At 52.4% G+C, this 24911-nt stretch carries 21 protein-coding genes; 2 read left to right on the top strand and 19 right to left on the bottom strand.

The window, feature by feature from the left end:
- The first annotated feature begins 26 nt into the window (after nt 1–26).
- On the top strand, nt 27–830 hold the full coding sequence (locus tag LK436_RS05485; protein WP_015544434.1) for a stage II sporulation protein R: 804 nt from the start codon (nt 27–29) through the stop codon (nt 828–830).
- Nucleotides 831–1129: 299 nt separating this feature from the next.
- Here LK436_RS05485 and LK436_RS05480 read toward each other — a convergent pair whose 3' ends face one another.
- The 11 genes from LK436_RS05480 to LK436_RS05430 form a co-directional block, all read right to left on the bottom strand.
- On the bottom strand, nt 1130–2413 hold the full coding sequence (locus LK436_RS05480; protein WP_008396607.1) for a TolC family protein: 1284 nt from the start codon (nt 2411–2413) through the stop codon (nt 1130–1132).
- Between the two features lie 13 nt (nt 2414–2426).
- Nucleotides 2427–3584 carry a TolC family protein gene (locus tag LK436_RS05475; RefSeq protein WP_008396606.1) on the bottom strand — a complete coding sequence of 386 codons (1158 nt, stop codon included), beginning with the start codon at nt 3582–3584 and terminating at the stop codon, nt 2427–2429.
- A gap of 298 nt (nt 3585–3882) precedes the next feature.
- Entirely contained in the window at nt 3883–6939 is a 3057-nt protein-coding gene (locus tag LK436_RS05470; protein WP_008396603.1) for an efflux RND transporter permease subunit, read from the bottom strand.
- A 12-nt stretch (nt 6940–6951) separates the two neighbouring features.
- Nucleotides 6952–8052, bottom strand: a complete 1101-nt coding sequence (locus LK436_RS05465; protein ID WP_008396601.1) for an efflux RND transporter periplasmic adaptor subunit — start codon at nt 8050–8052, stop codon at nt 6952–6954.
- A 91-nt stretch (nt 8053–8143) separates the two neighbouring features.
- A complete protein-coding gene (locus tag LK436_RS05460) occupies nt 8144–8812 on the bottom strand; it encodes a TetR/AcrR family transcriptional regulator (RefSeq protein WP_008396600.1) in 669 nt (222 codons plus the stop codon).
- Between the two features lie 374 nt (nt 8813–9186).
- The gene (locus LK436_RS05455; protein ID WP_008396599.1) at nt 9187–10407 is read right to left on the bottom strand and encodes an aldo/keto reductase; all 1221 of its coding nucleotides are present in this window, start codon (nt 10405–10407) and stop codon (nt 9187–9189) included.
- On the bottom strand, nt 10404–11081 hold the full coding sequence (locus LK436_RS05450) for a GntR family transcriptional regulator (RefSeq protein ID WP_044930929.1): 678 nt from the start codon (nt 11079–11081) through the stop codon (nt 10404–10406). The genes LK436_RS05455 and LK436_RS05450 overlap by 4 nt, the downstream gene beginning before the upstream one ends.
- Before the next feature lie 5 nt (nt 11082–11086).
- The gene (ispE, locus tag LK436_RS05445; RefSeq protein WP_044930844.1) at nt 11087–11998 is read right to left on the bottom strand and encodes a 4-(cytidine 5'-diphospho)-2-C-methyl-D-erythritol kinase; all 912 of its coding nucleotides are present in this window, start codon (nt 11996–11998) and stop codon (nt 11087–11089) included.
- Between the two features lie 195 nt (nt 11999–12193).
- The gene (locus tag LK436_RS05440) at nt 12194–12898 is read right to left on the bottom strand and encodes a GNAT family N-acetyltransferase (RefSeq protein ID WP_227910174.1); all 705 of its coding nucleotides are present in this window, start codon (nt 12896–12898) and stop codon (nt 12194–12196) included.
- Between the two features lie 17 nt (nt 12899–12915).
- Complete coding sequence (locus LK436_RS05435; protein ID WP_015574691.1) at nt 12916–13434, bottom strand: peptidylprolyl isomerase; 519 nt, start codon at nt 13432–13434, stop codon at nt 12916–12918.
- A gap of 377 nt (nt 13435–13811) precedes the next feature.
- Entirely contained in the window at nt 13812–15161 is a 1350-nt protein-coding gene (locus tag LK436_RS05430) for an alanine/glycine:cation symporter family protein (protein ID WP_008396594.1), read from the bottom strand.
- A gap of 322 nt (nt 15162–15483) precedes the next feature.
- On the opposite strand from LK436_RS05430, the gene LK436_RS05425 reads away from it, so the two are divergent.
- Nucleotides 15484–16461, top strand: a complete 978-nt coding sequence (locus tag LK436_RS05425) for a zinc dependent phospholipase C family protein (protein WP_008396591.1) — start codon at nt 15484–15486, stop codon at nt 16459–16461.
- A 12-nt stretch (nt 16462–16473) separates the two neighbouring features.
- Here the strand turns inward: LK436_RS05425 and LK436_RS05420 are convergent, their stop codons facing one another.
- From LK436_RS05420 to rfbG, 8 genes are all read right to left on the bottom strand, one after another.
- On the bottom strand, nt 16474–17244 hold the full coding sequence (locus LK436_RS05420) for an amino acid ABC transporter ATP-binding protein (protein ID WP_008396589.1): 771 nt from the start codon (nt 17242–17244) through the stop codon (nt 16474–16476).
- A gap of 76 nt (nt 17245–17320) precedes the next feature.
- The gene (locus tag LK436_RS05415) at nt 17321–17971 is read right to left on the bottom strand and encodes an amino acid ABC transporter permease (protein ID WP_008396588.1); all 651 of its coding nucleotides are present in this window, start codon (nt 17969–17971) and stop codon (nt 17321–17323) included.
- A 43-nt stretch (nt 17972–18014) separates the two neighbouring features.
- Nucleotides 18015–18923 (bottom strand): amino acid ABC transporter substrate-binding protein, encoded by a 909-nt coding sequence (locus LK436_RS05410; RefSeq protein WP_008396586.1) that lies wholly within the window; start codon nt 18921–18923, stop codon nt 18015–18017.
- A 558-nt stretch (nt 18924–19481) separates the two neighbouring features.
- On the bottom strand, nt 19482–20114 hold the full coding sequence (locus tag LK436_RS05405) for a hypothetical protein (protein WP_008396583.1): 633 nt from the start codon (nt 20112–20114) through the stop codon (nt 19482–19484).
- 227 nt (nt 20115–20341) lie between these two features.
- Nucleotides 20342–21313, bottom strand: a complete 972-nt coding sequence (locus LK436_RS05400) for a glycosyltransferase family 2 protein (RefSeq protein WP_008396582.1) — start codon at nt 21311–21313, stop codon at nt 20342–20344.
- 106 nt (nt 21314–21419) lie between these two features.
- Nucleotides 21420–22268 carry a LicD family protein gene (locus LK436_RS05395; protein WP_008396581.1) on the bottom strand — a complete coding sequence of 283 codons (849 nt, stop codon included), beginning with the start codon at nt 22266–22268 and terminating at the stop codon, nt 21420–21422.
- Between the two features lie 79 nt (nt 22269–22347).
- A complete protein-coding gene (gene rfbH, locus LK436_RS05390) occupies nt 22348–23679 on the bottom strand; it encodes a lipopolysaccharide biosynthesis protein RfbH (protein WP_008396580.1) in 1332 nt (443 codons plus the stop codon).
- A 126-nt stretch (nt 23680–23805) separates the two neighbouring features.
- Nucleotides 23806–24867, bottom strand: a complete 1062-nt coding sequence (gene rfbG, locus LK436_RS05385; RefSeq protein WP_008396579.1) for a CDP-glucose 4,6-dehydratase — start codon at nt 24865–24867, stop codon at nt 23806–23808.
- Nucleotides 24868–24911: the final 44 nt, after the last annotated feature.

Genomic DNA, 24911 nt, shown 5'->3' with positions numbered 1-24911 from the left:
AAAACACAGCAGCAAAGGAGTTTGAGATGAAAAGTTTTTCCCGTTTCCTGAAGCGTTGTTCAGACGCCGGAAGTTATAAATGTATGTACCTCTCGCTGGCAGCCGCCTGCCTGGCTGTTTCTCTCACGCTGTATATCAGCAGCGCAAGAAAGCAGGAGGAGGCAGTTGCCTCGTCCGTGGCTCCCCAGGTACTCCGCTTTCACGTCCTGGCAAACAGTGATTCCAATGAGGATCAAAAGCTGAAGTTTGGTGTCCGGGATCTGCTCCTCGAGGAGATCCGCCGGGGCTTTTCTTCCGATGAGGAGGGAGAGGAGCAGACCTCACAGAAGGCCAGGCTCCAGTCCTACATACTCCTCCACCGGGATGAGCTTGAAACGCTGGCCGAGTCCTTTCTGGAAGAGCAGGGGAAACCGGACCAGGTACAGATACGTCTGGAAAGCGCCTACTTTCCGACCCGCTTCTACGGAGACATCGTCTTTCCCTGCGGAATCTATGATGCCGTGCGCGTGATAATCGGGGAAGGAAGCGGCCATAACTGGTGGTGTGTCCTCTATCCCTCCCTCTGCTTTACTGAGGAGGCCTGCGCTGTGGTTCCTTCTGAATCCAGAAAGGAGCTTGCATGCCTTTTAGATGAAAGTGTATTCGAGGAAATCTCCGCAGACAGAAGACTTGTATTCGGAGAGTCTGCCGGAATTGCCCAGAATGAAAGAGAAGGCGGCAAAGAGAGCCCTTTTTCCCGCCAGACGCCCTCCGGGGAGGATTCCCGGCCGGATGCCTCTGAAAAGCCTGTTGTTCACATCAGTCTCCGTATCCTGGAATTCTTCCGCTGACCGCAGACAGGCGCCAAACGGCATACTCCCCGGACAGCGGAAAAACTAAGACAGCGGGGAGCTCTCCTGCTGAAACCTGAATGGTTCCCTGTAAAGCATCCCCGCTGTTTTTCACTTCCGTGATTGTCTATGCTTTTTCCTGTTTCCTGTCTGCGCTGCCCTTCCGAATATCTGCTCTCCCGCCTGTATTCCTGAATGGAACATTCATTCAGCGCTCATCTCTCCGAAGCTTCTATATCTGAAACTTCTCTATCTGAAATTTCTCTATCTAAAACTTCTCTCTCCATACTCTCGTTTCTCTATGAGCCGGATGTGTTCATATATCCGTTCACAGCCCACTGGTAGGTTTCTATAGCCTGGAAGAGAGCCATATCAGCTGTCTGCTCTGCCACCTGCTTGCTCAGGTAGGTGGACTGCTCCTGCAGGTACTCGATGTCGCTGGCCATGCCGAGGCTCCTCTTTGTTTCCATGGCAGACATGGTCTGCTCCTCTGTGGCAAGCTCTGCCTGAGCTAACTGCCAGGCAATCTGCTTCTGCCTGATGTCGTTGTAGAGGTTTGTCATGGTGGCGCTCACCGTCTGCTCCAGATTTTTTACTGTTCTCTCCTGATTCTTTCTGTCTGTGGAGTTTTCCTGCATATTGCCAAGCGCCCGCCGGCTGTACTGGAGATCGTAGTTATTTGCCAGTGCCGTCTGCGTATCCGCCTCCAGATTAATCTGAGCTATGGCGTCACCATTGGCGTGGGGTACCTCTCTGATCTCCGGCTGTGCGTCGTAGCTCCATCCTGTCATCATGCAGAGATTCTGGCGAAGCGTTTCAAGGCTTGCCAGGGTTTCCGTCTGGGTGGACTGAATGGACTGAAGATTCTTCTGGGCCTTCAGCACATCTGCCTGAGTTGCCATGCCGATGGAAGCCTGGGTCTCTGTGGCCCTTAAGGCTGCCTCCATAACCTCCACGTTTTTCTGGATCAGAGCCGCATTTGCGCGGAGCTGGTTATAGGAATTAAAGAGATTCTGGGTGGACACAATAATTCCCTTCTGGTTTTTGACGTGCTGGATTTTCCTCATGTCGCTGTCCACGTAGGAGCTGTCAGCGGAAATATCTGACTTCAGGGCGCTGTTCTGCGTCATGGCTGCCGCTGACATGAGAGGCGCATACCCTGCCATGTAGCTGGCGGCACCTGCCTGAAGCTGTGCGGCAAGAGCCGGATTTCCGGCATCCAAAGCCGCCTGAGCCTGATCGCTCAGGTCATCGGCCATGGAGCTCAAATCCTCGGCCTGCTCTTTCAGATCCTCCGCAGAATCATACATGTCCTGGGCACTGTCTTTGGCGTCCCGGCGTATCTGCGCGGCATCGTCATCATTCTTCGTATCATTGTAGGATGCCTGCTCATTCTGGTAATTCGGGTTGTATTCCTCAACCAGAAGGGACAGCTCATCGTATTCCATAACATTATCTTTCAGTCTCTCCCAGGTTGCCTCGTCATGGGCAAACTGGGGATTTTCAGCCAACGCCTCCATAGGCGTGGCCGCAAGCGCCGCCGCTGTCAGAAGCGGCAGAACCCTCCTGTATTGTCTGTTCATTGTTCTTCCCTCCCTAGCTTCCTGACACCATCATGCCCTTCAATGCCCAGTCATAGTTCTGGATAGCTGTGAACAGCTCCGTCTGAGCCGTATCCCTCTCCGATTTGGCCGCCAGATAGGAGGCCTGGGCCTGGAGATAGGCAGTCCTGCTCATCATTCCCATGGCATTTTTCTGGTCTGCAGCCTGCATGTCAAGGGCTGCAGCCTGGAAGTTTGCCTCTGCTCCCTCATAGGCCTGCTTTGCAGCTACTGCCTTGGCGTAAAGCCCCTCCATGCCTACTGCTATGCTCTGGCGCATCTGGGAAACATTTCTCTTTTTTGCGTTTCTTGAAACGGAACCGGAGGCTGCGCCCTGTCTGAGGCTTATGAAACTGTAGTTGGCCTGAGTGGCCGTCTCTGTGTCAGCAGCCAGATTCATACTGTCAACCCTGGCCGGATCCGGCGCCGGAAGAGGGGCAATCTCCGGATCGGCATCTCCCTCCCAGCCGCATGTGATAAGAAGATTCTGCTTCAGATTTCTGATGGTGGAGTCAAGCTGAACTGCGGCGCTCTGAGCCTGGATCCAGGCCTGGTTGGCCTTCAGCACATCCTCCGAAGAGGCCATGCCAAGACTTGCCTGGGCTGTCACTGCGTCCAGGGAGGCCTTCGCCAGCTCCTCATTCTTGTCTGCCAGCTCCTTTCCGGAGACTGCGCTCTGATACTGGATCAGAAGATTCTGGGCCAGCATGGTCTGCTGGTTTTTCAGCATCTTCATGGAACGCTCCACTGTTCCTGAGAGTTCTTCCGTCGACAGCTCTGCTGCCTGCTTTCTCATGGCTTTGGCAGATTCCTTGTAGGACTCGTAGAGTGCCCTGGTGGCTTCATCCATGTCGTCATCCTTCAGATCAAGGGCCTCCTCCATCAGCTCATTGGCGTCCTTTCCCAGCTGCCTGGCCGCATCCAGGTTCTGGCTCTGGTTTACAGTCTGAGAATATGTATTCTTGTAAGTTACGTTGTAGCGCTCAACCAGTTCAGGCAGCTCGTCATACTCGAGAAGTCCGTCGTTCAGGCTGGCCTCCCTGGCCTCAGCTGCCCCGCCGTCTGCCCCGGAGGGTCCGGCTAAGGCCGCTCCCGGCACACCGACCGTCATCAAAAGCGCCAGAGCGGCAGCCGCCGCCTGTTTTCGTTTCATTGAATCACCTCCGCTGTCCAGGTGCCCGCAGCTGCTCTGCTGCGTCTTCCCTGTCCTGTTCTGTTTTTCTGCTGCATCAGACCGTCTGTCTGTTCTTGTCTGTCTGTTCTTTTCAGTCCTTTATTTTCTGAAAGCCGGGCCGCCACTCTATTGTACTATATTTTCTGACTGGAAGTGCTGGAAATATTAAGCAGCGTTTCCAGTCAGTCTGGAAGCTTCTCCCGCTGCGCCCTCCAGGACCTGAAACGGAGCAGGCGGCCGGCGATGGAACTCTTTATTTTGCCTGCATCCACTTATCCTAGTCTACATCCAGCTCATCTTCCTTGGGCTTTCTGTTCATCAGTGTGTAGTAGATCGGCAGCATCAGCAGGGACAGAACCGTGGAAGCCACCAGACCGCCCACGTTTACAAGGGCAAGTCCCTGCATGGTCTCTCCGCTGTCGCCGTAGGCCATTGCCATAGGGATCATGGAGACGACTGTGGTCAGCGTTGTCATAAGGATAGGACGAAGTCTCGTCGCTCCGGCTTCCACAAGAGCGGTGTCACGATCCATCTCTGCCCTGTACTGGTCAGCTGTATCTACATAGAGGATACCGGAGTTTACTACAGTACCGAACAGCATCAGGAATCCTAACAGGGATGCCATACTGATGCTGGCATCGGCTAAGAAGAGGAGACCGAAGGCTCCGATAAGGCTGAACGGGATTGTTGTCATAACCATGAGGGAGAACTTCGGTGACTCAAACTGAGCCGCCATAACGACAAACACCAGGAAAATGGCCATGGCGATGGCTCCTCCAAGAGATGCAAACTCCTCCGCCATACTCTCATCCATAGCGTTCTGAGCCCTTGTCACGTTCTCAGTCAGTCTTGGAGCTACCTCCTCGTCGTAAATCTGCGTTTCAATGGCATCCATCTGCTCTTCCTGCGTTCCATTGACGAAGTCTCCGCTGATGGTCACCTGATATTCCTTGTCTTTTCTGGTAATACTCTGTGGACTGTCCTTGAAGTAAATATCGGCAATGTCCGCCAGAGCCACAGAGTTTCCTGCCGCCCCGCTCACTACAATTCCCTTTACCTGGTCAACCGTTTCATACCAGCCGTCCGGGTACTCTACATTGACGCTGATCTCCTCGCCGTCCTGGTCAAGAGTCGTAGCCTCGCTTCCGCTGATCATCAGATAGACGCTCTGGGCCACCTGTGCCGGCACAAGCCCCTCTGCGGACGCCTTAATGGGATCGATGTCGATCTGGATAACGGGAGCAGAGTTTTCCAGTGTGGAGTGTACCTTTGTCACCTCCGGTCTCTGCTTTAAGGCCTCTGTGATCTGGTCTGAAATATTCTTCAGCTCATCGTACTGGGTACCCTGGAGAATGTACTCCACCCCGTCCGCTGAACTCGCCATCGTGGAGCTGGAGCTTACAGACTCAACCGTTACATTCATCTCCGGATATCCGGTCAGAAGCGGATTCCATTCCTTCACCACCTCATCGGTGGAACGCTTTCTGTCATCTGCCAGGTAAGCGGTGATAGTGGCTGAGGAGCCGCCTGAAATGCTGAGACCGCTGGCTCCATAGGACAGAATGTAGTCCTCCACGTCAGGATCAGCCGCCACATACTCCTCCACCTTCGATACAATCTCATCTGCCTTCTCAACCGTCAGACCCGGCCTCAGTTCCATGGTTACCTGAATAGTTCCCTCGTCAGTGGCAGGCATCAGCTCCGTGCGGATCTGAGTTGCCAGAACAAAGGAGAACAGAAGCAGGGCAATACTTGTAAACATAACCGTTTTCTTCTTCGGAAGAAGGAAGCGAAGGATCTTCCTGTACTGATCCTGCATTGCCCGAACTGCGCCGGACAGCGGAGCCTTAGTCTTTTCCGCCGGACGGTACATGGTATAGCACAGCGGAACTACCGTAATCGCCGAGATAAAGGAGGCCACCATACAGAACACGATTGTAAAGCCCAGAGGCTTGAACATCTGTCCGGAAAGTCCCTGAATCAGGGCCAGGGGAAGGAACACCACGCAGGTTGTGGCTGTACCGCCGAGAATGGAGGCGATCATGATTCTTGTTCCCTCAAGAGCCGCATCCCTGAAGGAGGTGGCACCGTTTCCAATCTTTTCTTTCGCCCTGAAGCAGCTCTCCAGGACGTTGATCGAGTTGTCTACCATCATTCCGACGCCCAGAACAAGGCTTCCCAGAGTGATAACGTTCAGGGAGAAGCCCATGGCTCTCATCAATATGAGGGCTGCCAGAATGGAGATCGGGATGGAAGTTCCTACAATCAGGGATGCCTTCACATCTCCGAAGAACAGGTAAAGGATTGCCATGGAGATGATGACAGCCATTACCATAGTCGTCATAACACTTTCCAGAGAGGAGTTGATGCTGTCACTGCTGTCATTAACTACAACGATTTCCAGGTTCGGATTACTTCGCTTTAAGCGCTCGATGGTGCTGTTTACCGACTTTGAAACCTCTCCGGCGGAAGCCTCCTGCTGCTTTTTGATTCCCAGAGAGATCGTATCCTTTCCGTTATAGCGGCCGATTCCCGCCGGATCCTCCAGGTTTGAGTAAATATTGGCCACATCCTCCAGATGGATGACATCTCCGCTTCCCACGGTGATCGGAATGGTCTTTAAGCTCTCCATGGTGTCGAAGGTAACTCCCGCGGACACGGACAGCTCCTGATTTCCCACGACAGCGCTTCCCGCCGGGAGGGAGAAATCGGCTGAGCCGATGGCAGAGATCAGAGAATTCATGGTCAGGTGGTACTGATCCATCTTTTCCGGAATAAGTTCTACTTTTACATACTGCTCCTGTCCGCCGCTGACGTCTACGCTGGCCACGGAGGAAATCTTTTCAAACTCCGGCACAATCTTCTCATTTACATAGTTGTAAAGATTGTCGGCTGTATCATCATTGACCGCCAGGGTCATGGTGGCCATATCGTTGATATTGAACTCCACAACTACCGGTTCTTCTGCATCTTCGGGAAGAGTTGCTGTAAGAAGATCTGTCTTTTTCTTTAAATCATTGTAGGCCTTATCCATGTCCGTTCCATACTGGTATTCCAGAAGAACCATGGAAATATTTTCCTGTGAGTAGCTGGTCACTGACTTGACGCCGCTCAGCGTTCCTATCTCATCCTCGATGGGCTTGGTCACCAGCTCGCTCACATCCTCCGGGCTTGCCCCCGCATAGGTGGTGAACACTACCATCATCGGCATCTCCATCTCCGGGATCAGCTCCAGCTTGGAGGACAGGACAGAGGAAAGTCCGAATACGATCAGGCAGAGCACTGCCAGGATCGTAGTGACGGGACGTTTCAGGACAAATTTCGTTAAACCCATATGTACGCCTCCTTACTCTGCCGCCTGCTCTTCAGTTTCGTCTGCGGTTTCGCCTGTGGTTTCGTCAGCGCCTGCAAGCTCTACCTGGGAGCCCTCATAAAGCTCCGAGCTCCATGTGACAATCACCTGATCGTCCGCCGTAAGGCCGGAAATTACCTCTGTCTTCTCTGCATCAAAAATTCCTACTTCAACGGGAACCTCGTGTACCGTTCCGTTGTCATAGGTGTACACATTCGGCTTTCCGCCGGAATAGTAAACGGCATCTGTCGGAACCGTCAGCACATTGTCCGCGTGCTCTGATACGACGGACAGCTTTACTCTGGAGCCTGTGGCAAGAGCCTGGGCCTCTGTCAGAGAAGCCTTTACATTAAAGAGGCCTGTGTCATCGTCAATCTTTGTGCTGACCTCGGAGATTGTTCCCTCATAAACCGTTCCGTTTTTGTCAATCTCCACCGTGTCGCCCACATGAAGGCCTCCCACGACTCTCTCTGTCACAGCGAAGTTGACCTGCTTGGCCCCCTCGCCTGAGATCACACAGATAATATTCTGGGTGCTCACATTATCGTGAACCTCCACACTCACGCTCTCCACTTTTCCCGCAATAGGAGCTGTGATAGAGCTGTACTCTACCTGGTTGTCGTAGGCGATCTTTGCAGAATCGTACTGAAGTCTGGCCAGCTCGGCGCTGCTCTGGGCCTGCTCATAGGCCTGCTGGGAAAGATTTCCGCTCTCAAACAGCACCCGTGAACGCTCCAGCTCCCTGTTCGCATTGTCCAGGTTCACCGCAGCCGTGTCCATACTGTTCTTTGCCGTATCCACCATTTTTGTGTCAATATGGCAGATAGGCTGTCCCTCTGTCACCACATCCCCGGCCTTCACGTAAATCTCCGTTACCTCTCCGGCAGCCTTCGGAATAATGGAAGCCATCTCAGAGGGTTCTATGCTCCCTGAAAGATCCGTGTAGATTTCAATCGTCCCGATCTCCGGATTCGCCACAGATACCACCGGAACGGCCGCCGAGTTTACCTCCTCCTTCGGCTTTAAAAACCGAGGAACAATCATAACCGCTGCCACAGCTACAACCGCTGCTATAACAATCTTTGATTTCTTCATGCTGTTTTCTCCCTTTGCTTTCTGTCTTTATTTCTATGATGCTGATGCCTGAATGTGCAGACATATCCTCTTATGCGCCCATATCTTCTGATTATGTATGATTCTGCATACGGAGGGAGGGATTTTCCTGAACATCACGCCTCATGCTTCCGTACTTGAGAATCTCCATTCTCTGGCTGTAATTTCTCCTGGCATCCTCCAAGGGTACTCCATCGTAGATTTCTCTGATGGCCATCGCCACCGATGCCATTCCCAGCGCAAACAGGCAGTGAAAATCCTCGAATTTCGTAAAATGCGTCTTTGCCTGATCGGCGTGCTCGTACAGCCATCGCTCCACCTGCTCCCCTGTCTTTGCATATTCCTCATTCTTCTTTTTGGAAAGCCTTCCTCCAAACATATCATCCGAATTCATGTGGAGCATGATGTTTTTGAGAAAATCGAAATTCGGCCTGGAACAGCAGAACTGAAGCATTTCCTGCATAATGCAGTCCATCACGGCGAATATATCTCCCCCTGTTTTCCTGGCCCTGTCCTTCACAAGAATAATCAGCTTCTCCTGAATATCCTCAAAAATGTAGGACACAATATCCCATTTATCCTCAAAGTAAGTATAAAAGCTGCCTCTGGAAATATCCGCGTTCTTGATAATCTGATTAATGGAAACCTTATCCATGGTCACTCTGGCAAATTCCCGAATTGCAGCCTCGCAGATAGTCTTTCTCTTTTCCTCCGACAGACGGTAAAATCGCTCTGACGGCATATTTCTCACCCTGCTTTCCTAAGTTTTCCGCTGTTTTGAATCCCTCCTGCCGGCATCCCCGCTGATCGGCAGGAAGGCAGACAGAAAAAACTCTGGTGACAAGCTGTCACTTATTATAGTGACAACCTGTCACTATGTCAAGAAGCGAACTGGTGATTTTACAAAATTTTCACAATTTGAGGAGGCTGACCGTAGAAACACCCTTTCCCGGTATCTGTGCCGCGGAAGAAAAAACGCTTTCCACAGCCTGAATCAGCTGCAAAAAGCGTTTTTCCTGAACTTTTCTTATTCTCTTTTCCTATTCTCTTTTCTTATTCTCGTACTCTTTTATCCCACAGTGCTTTTTCTGCCAGAATGGCAGACGGAGAAATTTCCTAGAGCGGCTTTCCCGCCAGCACCTCCATATAGTCCTTATAATTTTCCTCCAGAAGTCTCGGCGTATCAAGGCCGTAGGGGCATTTGCTCCTGCACTGTCCGCAGTGGAGACAGCCCTCGATCTTTTTCATCTTCTCCTGTCCCTCCGGCGACAGATGTCCCGCAGACGGAGAGCGGCGAAGGAGAAGGGACATCCTTGCACAGTTGTTGATCTCGATTCCTGCCGGACAGGGCATGCAGTAGCCGCAGCCCCTGCAGAATTCTCCGGCCAGAGCCTTTCTGTCCGCCTCGATGACTGCCTTAAGCTCGTCGTCCAGAACCGGAGGCTGCTCAATAAAGTGAAGAAACTCATCAAGCTCCGACTCCCTCTGCACACCCCAGATGGGGAGGACATTCTCAAACTGGGCCATGTACCCATAGACGGCCGCCGCGTTTGTCAGAAGCCCGCCGGAGAGGCCCTTCATGGCGATAAAGCCCATGTCCTTTTTCAGGCACTTTTCTGCCAGGGCAGTCTCCCTCTCTGTGGACAGATAATTGAAGGGGAACTGAAGTGTATCGTAAAGGCCTGACTCGACAGCCTCCTCGGCCACGTCAATCCGGTGGTTGGTGATTCCGATAAAACGGATCTTCCCCTGCTTCTTTGCCTCAAGCATGGCGTCGTAAAGTCCCGTCTCATCCCCCGGCTTCGGACAGACAGGCGGATTGTGGAACTGGTAGATGTCTATGTAGTCTGTCTTTAGTTTTAAAAGGCTCTCCTCCAGATCCTTCCAGAATTTCTCCGGAGTGTCCGCCATAGTCTTTGTGGCAATAAAGATCTGATCCCTCACATCGCTCAGGGCATAGCCAATCTTCTCCTCGCTGTCTGAGTAAGCCCTGGCTGTATCGAAGTAGCGCACTCCCGCATCGAAGGCCTTTCTCAGCAGGAGGGCAGCCTCCTCCTTTCCGATACGCTGGATCGGCAGAGCTCCGAACCCGTTTTTGTTGACAATGATTCCTGTCCTTCCAAGGGTGACAGGAGTTCCCTTTACCTTCTCATAGGAATCCAGAAGCTCCTTCAGCGCCTCATCGCTCTCGTCGATCCAGACGTCCTCTTCCTTTGCATTAAGTCCCAGGTACTTCGCCAGAGTCCGCTCATCGTCAGAGCGGTTCCATCGGCTGATATATCGATCGATCTCCTCAAACTCAATCTGGCCTGATACATATAATTCCTTGAATGTCATTCTTCCTGCTCCTTTATATTCTTAAGCACTGTGATCTCCTGGTTATCGATATGTTCCCTCATGGCCTGCTTGGCCTCCTCCACATGGCGGGAGCACAGGGCTCTGTAAATCTTGTTGTGCTCCACAAGGAGGATCTGGCGCTTGTCCTCGTCCTTAATATATTCCAGACGGTAGCGGTACATCTGTTCCCTCAGGTTATTTAAAATCTGCACCAGCCTCATATTTCCTGTGCTGTTGTAGATAATATCGTGATATGCCTCGTCTGTCTCCGCTATCTCCATGGCGCTGCCATGTTCTACGGCGCTCTTGAAGGCCTCCTGAGCTCTCTGAAGCTCCTTAAATTCCTCGTCCGTCATTCTCTGGCAGGCCAGCTCGATAGCCAGCTCCTCTAGGGAGCGGCGCACCTCCAATACGTCCCTCATGCTTTTCTCGGAGATGCGGGCCACCTCCGCCCCGCGTCTTGGAATCATCAGCACAAGCCCCTCCAGCTCCAGCTTGCGGATAGCCTCCCGGATCGGCGTACGGCTCACCCCCAGCTTTTCCGCCAGCTGGATCTCCATCAGCCTTTCCCCCGGCGCCAGCTCTCCCTTGAGAATCGCCTGCCTGAGCGTGTTGAATACCACATCCCTGAGCGGAAGGTACTCGTTCATATTTACCTGAAAATTATTTCCCATTTTTCTCATTCCCCTGTCTGTCCTGCGTCTGTACTCCTGTTGTAAAATCTGGTCAGATAGACCTGCTTTGCCATGGCGCTCCCTGAACCGTACCGCATTTCCTCATATGCGGCCTGGGCCTTCCCCGGGCTCATGAAGAGGCCGAACACCGTCGGGCCGCTTCCGCTCATCATAGCTCCCACAGCTCCCATATCCATCATTTTTTCCTTAATATCGCGGATCACCGGATGAGCCGGTATCGTCACGGTTTCAAGGATATTCCCCATATTGGAGACGATTTTCCTCAGATTTCTCTCCTTTATCGCCTCTGTCAGGAGATCAATATCCGGGTGAGCCTCCGCGGGCAGGCGATCCACGTGAAGATTTTCGTAGACAAACTTCGTGGACACGCTGACTCCCGGCTTCGCAATCAGCACCTGGCACTGGGGGACAGAGGCAAGAGGCGTCAGAATTTCCCCGATTCCCTCTGAGAGCGCAGTTCCCCTCATGACGCAGTAGGGCACATCCGCCCCCAGCTTCACGCCGCGCTTCATCAGCTCCTCCATGGAAAGTCCCAGGGAAAACATCTTGTTTACCCCAAACAGAAGAGCCGCCGCATCCGCACTTCCTCCGGCCATTCCGGCAGCGACAGGGATCAGCTTCTTAATGCGGATGTCGATCCCCTCGGTAATTCCGAACTCATCCATCAGGAGCCTTGCAGCCCTGACAGCCAGATTGTTTTCATTATTTGGGAGATAGTAGAGATTCGTCTCAATGCCGATGCCAGGTTTTTCCCTCCGAAACAGATCAATTCGATCATAAAGCCCCACTGTCTGCATAATCATCCGCACCTCGTGGTAGCCGTCCTCCCGCCTTCTGACCACATCGAGTCCCAGGTTGATCTTCCCATATGCTTTCAGTCCCAGATGTTTAATCATAGCTCTCCTCGTGCGTTTTGTATTTTTGTATTTTTGCATTTTTTTGTATACAATATATTATATACGCGAGGCATATAAAATACAAGGGGATTTTTAAGAGGAGAGACACGGGGCAGGCTGCAGGAAAGGCGCCCGGCTCTTTTGCAGTCGGAAGTACAGGAAGAGCTGCAGAGAAGGCCCGGCGGCTGCAGGCATCTACAGCGGGAGATGGAGAAGGATTTCCCCATCCTCTTTCTTTCCCTCTCCGTCTCCTTTCAGGGGGGGCTCTGTTTTATCCCCGGTAAATCCCAGCTTTTCTGCCAGCAAAAGGGAGGGGGTGTTGTCTGGCTTTATTCTGACGCTTATGCGGTCAAGGCCCTCTTTCTTTGCCCAGGAGAGAATTGCCCGGCAGGCTTCTTCACCAAAGCCTCGTCTCCTGTATTCTGAGTAGATATGATACCCCAGCTCTCCGTCTGTAATCCCTGCCTTTCCCACGATTTTTCCCGTAGCCCTCTCCTCGAGAGCCCAGAGGCCGCACTCATAGAAGCGGTACTGACAGGCAATATAGGAGGAGAGCAGCTCCGGCGTGGAAAATTCCTTTTCCTCAGCAGGAAGGCTGTCACTGGCCCTGAATTCCCGTATAATAAGCCGCCCTGTCACGGCAATCTCGAGGGGCAGCCCGAAGCGGCGGCAGACAGCTTTTCTGAGAAGCTCCTCGTCCACATCCTCCGCCCGCTCTGCCAGATAGAGGGCAGGGGACAAATCCGGAATCAGATCCGGGCAGGCTTCATCCGGTATTTCTGCACTCTCCTTCTCAGTTCTCTTACCGTATAAACCAACAACGGCTCCCCCTGCCGCATAAGCGGCCTGGAGAGCCTGTCTGTCATCTGACAGCGTTACGGAATAAACCGTCTGATTCATTTTAATCTCTTTAATTATCAGCATTTTTCCGGTTCCGGATACTCCTCGCCAAAGGTGTCCACTGTGACCTTTTTCATTTTCTGCTCCTTCATCGGGCGGTCACTCCAGTCTGTTCTGCACTCTGCGATCTTGTTCACCACGTCCATACCCTCAATGACATGTCCGAAGGCTGCGTACTCGCCGTCTAAGTGGGGAGAGGTCTCGTGCATGATAAAGAACTGGGAGCCTGCGGAATCCGGATGCATGGCTCTTGCCATGGAGAGAACGCCTGGCGTGTGTTTTAAATCATTCTTAAAGCCATTGCGGGCAAACTCGCCTTTAATGGAATAGCCCGGGCCGCCTGTTCCGTTTCCCTGGGGGCATCCGCCCTGGATCATGAAGCCGCGGATCACGCGGTGGAAAATCAGGCCGTCATAGAAGCCCTTTTTCACAAGACTTACAAAATTATTTACAGTGTTCGGGGCAATCTCCGGGTAGAGTTCTGCCTTGATCACATCTCCGTTTTCCATCTCAATGGTAACTACTGGATTCTGCATGTTTATGTCCTCCTGGGTATTCATTGTCCAGCCGGATGCTCCGGCTTTTCTGCTACCAGTGTATCAAATGTGGGGAGTCATTGCAAGATGGTTGTTTGCCGCAGCCTCCCTTTGTTCAAATTTTGTTCACAAATCATTTAAAAAACCGTTACACAATGCTAATGATTTCTTCACGAATGCCCCATATAATAAAGCCATAGTAATCAAACGATTGCTACAACGATTTTTTTCATAATACTTGAGCTGATTATTCAGCTCTCCTCCCTTTTTCAAAAGTTATAAATTCAAGATAGCCGCCCTGTTGCCGGGCGGCTGTTTTGATGTCCGGAGACTTTCGTCTTCTTTTTGCCTCTTCTCTTTTTTTCCTCTTCTCTTTTTTATTTCTGCCTCAGGGCTGGAAGCCTTACTTCCCTTCTCAGAAGGAACACCCCTATCAGGTTCGGGACAGCCATCAGCCCGTTAAAAATATCCGAGAGATTCCACACCAGGGTCAGTCTGGCGACGCAGCCGAAGAATACCGCATTCAGATAGAAAAAACCATAGCAGAGAACTGCCGTTCTCTGCCAGGAGAACCCGTCCGTCAGGTAGGCCAGAGCCTGCCTGCCCAGATAAAACCAGGCAATGATAGTGGCGAAGGCGAAGAGGCTCATAGACAGAGACACCAGAATTCCCCCTGCATCTCCGAAACAGGCAGAAAAGCAGGCGGCCACTCCCGCACTGCCGGAATATCCCTTCATGGGATTCTTCCCGCACAGAATCACAAGGGCTGTCATGGTACAGCTCACCATCGTGTCGAAAAACACCTCGAATACAGCCCACATGCCCTGCTCACAGGCAAAGCGCTCCCGGCTGCGCTCCTGATCCTCCTCGTCGGCCTCCCCATGGAGTACAGCCAGGCTCCCAAGCCCCGCCTCGTTGGAAAACACCCCTCTGGAAATCCCGTATCTGACTGCTCTGCTCACAAAAATTCCAGCCATCCCTCCTGCCGCGCTGTCCACAGAGCAGGCATCCCGGAAAATCCCGGCAAACACAGACGGAATTTCGGGAAGATTCGCCAGAATCACAGCTGCGCATAACCCCATATAGAATGCTGCCGAAAACGGAACAAGCCCCACCGCCGCCTGGGAGATGCGCCTGGCTCCCCCGAATATCACTGCCATTACCAGAGCCGTCAGGACAAAACCTGTCACAGTCAGAGGGATTCCGGCTGAAAAAGCGGCACTCTCTGCAACAGAGTTGGCCTGTACCATGCTTCCCATTCCCAGAGATGACAGAATGCAGAGCACTGCGTAAAGACAGCCGAGTCCCCTCATGCCAAGCCCCCGTTCCAGATAGGCATAGGGACCGCAGATTGGACGGAGGTCTGAGCCCAGATAGCGGTATTTTCTTCCCAGATAGACTTCCGCATAGGCTGTCATCATCCCAAGCAGCGCCGAGGCCCACATCCAGAACACAGCTCCCGGTCCGCCCATGGTCACGGCTGTGGCCACCCCTGCAATATTTCCCGTCCCCACAGTGGCCGCAAGGGCTGTACAGGCCGACGCGAACTGTCCCTTTTTCTCCCGGGTACGCCTTCCCGCTGCAAGGCTCCCTGCAGTTTCCCTCCACCACACATTGGCCCGCAAGACCTGAAAGAAGCGGAACCGGATGGTAAAGTAAAGTCCCGTCAGAAGAAACAGAGCCATCAGCCATGGCCCCCAGACCAAGTCACGCAGAAACTGAATCATATTTCATGCCAATGTCCTTTTTAACTATTTATTCCCCCGTTCCTTTGAATATGTTACTTTGAATATATTACATCTCCCCGTCTTCTCCCTGCCATATTTTCCATGGGCCTTTTATATTTTACACTTTCCCCCTGCACCTGCCGAAAATTTTGTGATATAATGAGCGCAAGCGAGCCTGCGGGAGCTTGCTCACGCAAGGCGAGCGGCGAATGACGATCACAGGCTGTGCCTGTGATATACTAACTCCAAAGCGGGAACGGATATACACGTCTCATGGGCCGGATTCCCTGCTCGAATTAATGAAGAAAGAGGGCTTTTCGCTATGCCAGGTTTTACTACTCACTATATTTTTGGCATGAAATCCTACAATGATCTTCCAAACAACCAGCTCAAGCACATTATTGCAAAACACCGCTGGCTCTACCAGCTGGGTCTGCAGGGGCCGGATATGTTCTTTTACTATATTCCCGTCCTGCGGCACAGGGATTACAGAAACGTGGGCTCCTACATGCACGAGCACCATGTCAATGAGTTTTTCCGGTGCTCCCTGAACCGCCTCTCCCATCTGAAGTCGAAGCAGCAGCGGGAGCAGGCTGTCGCCTATCTGGCAGGTTTTATGAACCACTACATCGCAGACTATGTCTGTCATCCTTACGTGTACGGCCGAATCGGCTATGACGTTTCCAACCCGTCCGCCGTCCATCACGGCAGACATGCGGCGCTGGAAAATGATATTGACGCTATTCTCCTGTATAAATATAAAAAGAAAAAGCCGTCTGAATTTAATCAGACGGCCACCATCTGCCTGAACGGACAGGAAATGCAGTTCGTATCACATTTTCTGTCAAGCTGCATCAATGACGCCTACTATCCTATCACCTACCGGAATAACTTCCAGGTAAAGCCTTCCATGGTGCACCGCTCTATCTGGGCCATGCGCTTTGGCTGCCGGACTCTGGCAGACAAATCCGGCAAAAAAAGAGGCGGCATCGCCCTGGTGGAATCTATCTTTGTGAGCCACCCGGTGGCCTCGGCAAAGCTGGTGACAGACACTTTCACCCAGCCCAGGAAGTGCTGCAACCTGGATCACGAGCCCTGGTGCAACCCGTGGAACAAGGCGCTGGCCTCCACCGACTCCTTTGTGGATCTGTTTCACCTGACTCTCAGAAAGGTGAGCAGTGCCTACTATTTCTTCAACGCCTGCCTGTCCAGCAGCGTTCCCTTGGAAGAGCAGGATTTCCACCAGCTCCTCACAGAGCTTGGAAATTATTCCTATCACAGCGGGCTGCCTGTAAGCTAGGCAGGCAGCGTCTCAGCCTTCCGTTTTCTCGTAATACTTACCGAGAAACGCCCTCGTCCTCTCATTGTCTGAGGCGAACACCTGCTCCGGACTTCCCTCCTCCACAATGACTCCGCCTGCCATGAAGATGACCCGGTCGGATATATCCTTTGCAAATGCCATCTCATGGGTGACAATCACCATGGCAATTTTCAGGTCTGCCAGGGACTTGATTACCTTTAAAACCTCCTGGGTCAGCTCCGGATCCAGCGCTGAGGTGGGCTCGTCAAAAAACAGGATTTTAGGATTCAGGGCCAGAGCCCTGGCGATGGCCACCCTCTGCTGCTGGCCTCCGGACAGCTGGCAGGGATACATGTCCGCCTTGTCTGAGAGTCCCATCTTTTCCAGAAGAGCCATGGCCTCCCTTTTCACCTCGTCGCGCCCCCGTTTCTGAACATGGATGGGCGCGTCCATGACATTTCTGAGAACGGAGTAATGAGGAAACAGATTGAAATTCTGGAAGACAAGTCCGTAGAGAGCGCGCAGCTCCCTAAGCCTCTTTTTGTCCGCGTACTGTACCCGGCCGTCCCCCTCATTCCAGACTGCCGGTTCTCCCTCATAGACCACAGAACCCCTGTCCATGGTTTCCAGCATGCAGGCACACCTGAGAAGTGTGGATTTTCCCGAGCCTGACGGGCCGATCACCGATACGATCTCCCCGTCCTTTACGCTCAGAGAAATATCCCTGAGCACCTTATTTTCTCCAAAAGATTTTTCAATGTTTTTGATCTCTAATATATTCATCCCTATATCCGCCTATCTGCCTTTTCTTCCTAATTATCAGGACATGCTGCCTCAGCCTTTCCGGCCAGGCCTTCTGTCAGCTGTAATAATTCAGCCTTTTTTCCGCATGCTCCATCACTACAGCCACTAAAAGGTTAAATACATAGTAAAACAGTCCCGCCGCCACAAAGGGAATCATGCTGACCTGAGAGGAGGCCAGAGCCTTGGCGACTGTGAACATTTCCATCACGCTGATGGTAAATGCCAGGGAGGTGTCCTTCACAAGAGTGATCACCTCATTCGTGATGGAAGGCAGAATCCGCTTTATCACCTGGGGAAAGATAATTCGAAAGAAGGTCTGCGTCCTGCTGTAGCCCAGCATCTTTGCAGCCTCATACTGGCCGGCCGGCATGGACTGAATACCGCTGCGGTAAATTTCCGCAAAATAGGCCGCATAGTTGATCACAAAGCCAATAAAGGCCGCCCACAGCCGGTAATCATTTCCCACCCGGATTCCCAGCAGGTAATAGGGGCCGAAATACACCACCATAAGCTGAAGCATCAAGGGCGTTCCCCTCATAATGGATATGTAAAACTTAACGATCGTCCTTATGACGGGATTCTTTGACATTCTCCCGAATGAGATGAGAAGCCCGAGAGGAAGGGAAAAGATGAGCGTCACTGCAAAGATCTCAATGCTGGTTCCCATGCCTCCTGCAAGCTGTTTTAAAATCTGAACTAAATCCATGGCTGTTTCGTCCCCTGTTCTGTGTTATCCTGATGCGGCTCTCTTATTTGCCGATTGTCGTAATATCTTCTCCAAACCACTTCTCGGAGATTTCCTTCATGGTTCCGTCTGACGCCATCTCATCGAGAACTGTCTGAACCTGATCTCTCAGCGCCTCATTTCCCTTCTTAAAGCCGATGGCATACTCCTCAGACGCCAGCGTGTCGTCAAGGATCTTGAATCCTCCGTCCCGCTGCTGGAGCTGGTAGCCGGCCACGATCACATCCATGGCAATGGCGTCCACGCTTCCCATTTCCAAATCCATAAATGCCGTATTATAATCCGGCGTTGTCTGAAGGGCTGCAAAGCTCTCTGTCAGCTCCGGCATCTCTTTCAGCGCAGCCTCTGCGGAGGAGTCAGCCTGAACCTCCACAATCTTTCCGGCCAGATCGGCTGTGGACTCAATTCCTGAATCCTCCAGAACCACCACTACCTGACTGTTTTCCATATACGGCTCAGACCAGGTGTACTCATCCTCCCTGCCTGTCATGGTGAAACCGTTCCAGATACAGTCGATGTTTCCGGATTCCAGTTCCATGTTTTTTGCATCCCAGGCGATTGGCTGAGGAACAAAGGTAAGTCCCAGGCGGTCAGCCACCTCTGCCGCCAGTTCCAGGTCAAAGCCTGTGTACTCTCCGTCGTCCCCTACGAAGCCCATAGGCGGAAAATCCTGATCAAAACCTACGGTAAAGGTATCTCCCGCTGCCTTGGTCTCTCCTGATGCGGCCTTTTCTCCCGCTTCTGCCGAAGCCCCACCTGAAGATTCTGCCGTCTCTGCTCCTGCAGCTTCTGTCTGGCTTGCCGAGCTCTGCGCCGCTGTCTCAGGCTCCTCCGTCTTAGCGTTTGTGGAGCAGGCGGTCAGGGAAAATACTAAGGCTGCTGCTGTCATTACACTGAATACTTTCTTTTTCATAATCGTTTTCCTCCTCAATTCTGTGGTGCTGCCTGCTTCCCATCTGCAGTCCCTTCTCGCTCAGGGTGTGCCAGGCATGATTAACATGTCGTTTTTTATCGTGCTATCATAGTAGCATAGTAAAGCGTTTTTGTAAAGCAAAACTTTTATTTTTTTCACGCTGCCTCCAAAGGGACAAGTTCCGTGCAGGCGTTTTCCATCTGCGGCGGGTCGCGAAAGCGGCATTCTTCCTTTTCGCCGCAGTGCGATCCCCGCGGAGCGTTTTTATATAACGGGGAACGAAGTTTCCCGTTAAACAAGAAAGAATCCTGCTTTGCAGGATTCTCCGCCTGCGGCGGGTCGCGAAAGCGGCATTCTTCCTTTTCGCCGCAGTGCGATCCCCGCGGAGCGTTTTTATATAACGGGGAACGAAGTTTCCCGTTATATAAAAAACGGGCCTGCGCCCAATAGGCGCCGCCCGCTTCGTTTTTCCTGTACTATATATGCTTTTCCTGCCGTTTTCTGCCACTTCACTTCTCTCAGCAAAACGTCTCAGAGCCTTCCCACAGACTGAGGCCTCTACTGGGCTGCCGCTTCTGAGGCTCCCTGAGTTTCACCTGCAGCGTCCGTACTCTCAGCGGAAGCTGTATCCTCTGAGCTCTCCCCGCTTTCTGCTCTGTCCATAGCTTTCTGAATCTCGCCGGCGCTTGGAAGTACAAATTCTGTTCCTGCCGGGTAGCTTGCGCTGATCAGCCAGGTGGACTCATCATCCTGGGTGCTCTCAGGGGCAATGCCGAAGGAAAGTCCGTACCTCTTCCAGAGCCCGCCGTAGGACGTGTCGCTGGACCTTTCGATGGAAAAGTCCTGTGTGGCAATCATATCGTTAAATCCCTTTATCAGTGTATCTGCATATTCAGCAAGCTCTGAGGATGGGAAGTCATCCTTCACCACCCAGACAAGCATAATCTCTTTTTTCTCCGGCTCAAGCAGGAAATGGAAGTCCACGCTGTAAGGGTATTCGTCGGTGTCCTCAAACATATCCTCTGCGTCTGTGCTTGCCTGCTGCCAGTCAATCTCTACATCATCCTTCACATCAAAGTCCGGCTCTCCTGCTACTGTCCCTTCTGTACTGTCAGGCTGGACAATGTTGCTCTTGGGAGCGCATCCAGACAGCGCAGCAGCGCAGGCCAATAAAACCAGGATTTTTTTCATTGCGTATACCTCCTTACTTCGTAATTGGTATTATATAATATCCCTCCTTGTTTTTACAGGGATTTTTGAAAAATTCAAAAAATCTTCATATTTTCAGCGGTTTCTTAAAAAATCCTTTACATACCAAAGGCCCCAGGCTTCGCCGGAATCCTTTCACCGGGCCGCCTGGGGCACCATTTTTCTCACTCTGCCTTTTCCTTCTCTTATTTCGTCTGACAGCCGCGCTCTCAGCGCTCCTCCACGCAGTTTTTTCCGTCCGGATTCTTCCTTCCGTCTATGTTCTGCGTCTCCTTGACGATATAGATCGGCCTGTCCTTTAACTCTGTAAAGAGGATTGCGATATACTCTCCGATGATCCCCACCAGCATAAACAGCATGGCGAACATAAAGCAGAGCAGCACCACAATCGTCGCGTATCCGCTTGGCGCTCCGTGGACTACTCTTCCGTAGATAGTGTAGATCATCACAAACACACCTAAAAGTCCCACGATAATGCCTGAATAGATTCCCAGCTTTAATGGAAGGTCCGAGAAGCAAAGTATCGTATTAATGGAAAATTTGAACAGCTTTTTCAGGCTGTACTTGCTCTCTCCCGCCACTCTGGCCCTGGCTTCGTACTCGATATTGGTGCGGTTAAAGCCGATGTTCTGCACATACCCTCTCAGGAAGCGCACCTTCTCCCTGTAGCTTTGCTTCAGCACCTGGGCCGCATTGGCCGTCATGGCAAAGAAGTCGGAAGCGTTGGCTTCCAGCTTTACATCAGAGATGGTATTGATCACCTTGTAGAAACCGCCGGAGGTTATATTTTTAATGAGGCCCGCAGACTTGTTCTTCGTCCGCACCATGTTGATGACCTCATATCCCTCCTCAAATTTTTCAATAATCTGTCTCACGCACTCCGGCGGATGCTGCAGATCCGCATCCATGCACACCAGTGCATCTCCGTCAAAGTGGTCAATCCCGGCGATCATGGCAGCCTCATGGCCAAAGTTTCTGGAAAAATTTACGAGCTTTACCTTCTCATCGCGGCCGGCCAGCTCCTTCAGTATGGCGAGGGAGCCGTCCGTGCTGCCGTCATTGACAAACAGCATCTCGTAATCCCAGGGAAGGCCGTCAAACACAGGCTTTGACTCACTGTAAAACTGCCTCAGGGCAGATTCCTCATTATATACCGAAACAATAATCGAAATTTTCTTCATTTGCGTTTACTCCTGTCAGACAAGCTTCCTGCATGCTTCTGAGGCCCATCCACGTCCTCTTCTGCAAAACAGGCTTTCCGTACATCCCGGCACGTCCTGCCGCCCCCTAATCCAGAATCTCGATCTCGATGCTGGAATGGGCCGGAACCTGCTTTTCCTTCGGCGGCAGCTTCATATAGTCGCCGTAAATCCAGGTCAGCACGTGATCGTACCCCTTGGGCGCCATGAGGACTGTGTCCTCAAATTCCAAATCCACGGTTTCCTCGCACCAGTCCGCATCCAGCGTCACATAGAGATAGTCCGGCTGGTAGTTGCTGTAATACCGTTTGTCCGTCTTTTTCTTCCAGTCCTTGGCCGCAAGCACCGTCTGAAGCTTTATGAGAAACGGCATGGGAATCAGTTTTCCCACTGTGGAGAGAACTCCCACTCTCACCTTGTCCGCCAGGCTGTACTTGGAAAAGTCAATCTGATCCCTGTGTCCGATGGCCATGCCGTAGACCACCTTCTGAAGAAATTTGGCAAAAAATGCCCCGAATTTTCCCTCCGGCAGACGGTCCAGAACAAAGAGGTCCACCCAGAGATGGTTCAGCTTCCCCTCGTAGAAGCGCATCTGCCCATTGTCCTCGTGGACGCGGCTGTTGTCGTACAGAATCCTTGTGGTGAAGTCGTAGAACACCCGTCCTCCCCGTATATCCTGGGGCCTCAGAAGCGTCATCCCTTTCGGAAGCTCACGCTCTGCCACTTTCAGGAATTTTTCGTAGTTGGGGCGGGTGAACACCACATCCGCATCGTCGTCCCAGGGAATAAAGCCCTTATGGCGGACAGCTCCCAGAAGCGTTCCCGAATCCAGCATATACTGGATCCGGTACTTTCGGCAGATCCGGTCAATCTCCTTTAACAGCTTTAAATTTGCCTCGTGAACCCTCGTCAGGTCACTGTGTTCCCTCTCTTCCATGAAATAGCTCCCTCCGGCTTTTTTCGTTCGGCAGCTTCTGCCTGTCCTCTGTCTCCCCCTGCTTTCTGCAGGCTATGGCCTAAAGCGTATCGATAGCCTCCCGGATCACAGACGCCATGTAATCGATCATCTCGTCAGTCATTCCCGGATAAACGCCTACCCAGAAGGTATCCGCCATGATACGGTCTGTATTCTCAAGGGTTCCGGCTACCCGGTATCCCTGGCCGTCTGCTCTCATCTCATCAAAGCAGGGGTGCTTGATCAGGTTTCCAGCAAAGAGCATCCTGGTCTGGACTCCTCTCTCCTCCACATACTGGACCACTCTGTTTCTGTCGACGCCCTCCCGGCAGGTGATGAGAAATCCGAACCAGCTCGGATCAGAGTGGGGGCAGGCCTCCGGCAGAATCAGCTTCTCCTCTGTTCCCTTAAGTCCCTCTCTTAAGCGGGCGAAGTTGTGCTTTCTCCTCTCCACGAAGGACGGGAATTTTTTGAGCTGGGCGCAGCCCACAGCGGCCTGCAGATCCGTGGCCTTTAAATTATAGCCAAAATGGGAGTACACATACTTGTGGTCATATCCTAAGGGCAGCTCCCCATACTGGCGGTCAAAGCGGTGGCCGCAGAGATTGTCATGGCCGGACGGGCAGACACAGTCCCGTCCCCAGTCGCGGAAGGAGCGGGCAATCTTATTTAAAAGAGGGTTGTCTGTGTAGACCGCGCCTCCCTCTCCCATGGTCATGTGGTGGGGCGGATAGAAGCTGGATGTTCCGATGTCTCCCACCGTTCCTGTAAACTTCATGGTTCCGTCTATCTCGTAGCGGCTTCCCAGAGCATCGCAGTTGTCCTCCACCAGCCACAGCTCGTGTCTGTCGCAGAACTGCTTCACTGCCCCCAGGTCAAAGGGATTTCCCAGAGTATGGGCAATCATCATCGCCTTGGTCTTTTCTGACAGGGCCTCCTCCAGCCTGGTCACGTCAATATTGTACTGGGGGATTGTGACGTCCACAAACACGGGAACCGCCCCGTACTGGATCACCGGGGTCACGGTTGTGGGGAAGCCTGCGGCCACCGTGATCACCTCATCCCCTCTCTTCACCCTGCGCTCTCCGAGAAGCGGGGAGGTCAGGGTCATAAAGGCCACCAGGTTCGCCGAGGAGCCGGAGTTTACCAGGGAGCAGTACCTTACCCCCAGATATTTTGCCAGCTCCTCCTCAAACTCATCCGTGTACCGTCCCGAGGTCAGCCAGAATTCCAGCGCACTGTCCACCAGATTGACCATCTCCTGCTCATCATATACCCGGGACGCGTAGGGGATCCTGTCCCCTGCCTTAAAGGGCGCCTTTTTATTATGATATTCCCTGCAATAATCGGCAACCAGATCAAGGATCTGCCTGCGGGCTTCTCTCTCGTTCATATTCTATCCTTTCTGCTCCTTTATTTCACTGCAGCCTAATTCCTGCTGCCATGCTGCGGCGAAGGCCTGCGGGCCTTTTGCCGAAGTGTCCTGCCATGGGACAGTCTGTGCTTTTGTGCTTTCTCTCTATGCCTCAGAAAACTCCTCTATCTGCCGGTCTGTGACTGCTCTCACATCGCCGCCTGAAAGCCAGAGCTTCGACCATTCCACCGTCTTTTTCACGGCTTCCTCCACATGCATGCCCGGCTTCCAGCCAAAGGTCTTTTTCACTCTCGAACAGTCCAGCTTCAGGAAGTTTGCCTCGTGGGGGCCTCCGTCGCTGCGGTTCATCCATCTGAGATTCTCACCCCAGAGGCTGCAGAAGAGATCCACAAGCTCTCCTGTTGTGAGACAGTCTGCGTCGTCGGGCCCTACATTATAGTATCCTGCAAAGGACGGATCCTCATACTGGGCCATGGCCACAGTCAGGTAGAGGAAGAGGGGATCCAGCACATGCTGATACGGTCTGGTGGAATGGGGATTTCTCACCACAATATTCTCGCCTTTTTCTGCCGCCCTTACACAGTCCGGAATAATCCTGTCGTTTGCGAAGTCGCCGCCGCCGATGACGTTGCCTGCCCGGCAGGTGGAAACAGCGGTGGAACTGCCGGCAAAAAAGGATTTCACATAGCTGTGTGTCACAAGCTCAGAACAGGATTTGCTGTTGGAATAGGGATCATAGCCGTCCAGGCGGTCTGTCTCCCGATAGCCGTACTCCCACTCCCTGTTCTCGTAAACCTTGTCCGTCGTCACATTCACCAGGGAGCGGACAGACGGGGTGAGCCTTGCGCACTCCAGGAGGTTGACCGTTCCCATCACATTCGTCTCATAAGTGTAAACCGGATCCTTATAGGAATCCCGGACAATGGGCTGTGCTGCCAGGTGGAGCACGATCTCCGGCTGTGTCTCCTCAAACACCTGCTTCATGTGTCTCAGATCCCTCACATCTCCTGTTACGCTGTTCATCCGCTCTGACAGTCCCAGAAGTTCAAAGAGGGACGGTTCCGTAGGGGGATTCAGGCTGTAGCCCGTCACCCTGGCTCCGGCCAGGAGAAGGATCTCGCTGAGCCATGAGCCCTTAAAGCCTGTATGTCCCGTGATGAGAATCTTCTTTCCCCTGTAAAAATCTAAGACTTCCTTTTTCTTCATCTGTCTTTTCCGCTCTCTTTCTTCACTCTGATTTCCTTTTTATT

The sequence above is a fragment of the Clostridium sp. M62/1 genome (genome assembly GCF_020736365.1).
Classification (GTDB): Bacteria; Bacillota; Clostridia; order Lachnospirales; family Lachnospiraceae; genus Otoolea; species Otoolea saccharolyticum_A.
The sequence above is the reverse complement of the archived record's forward strand: the minus strand, read 5'-3'. Positions and strand labels throughout refer to the sequence as shown.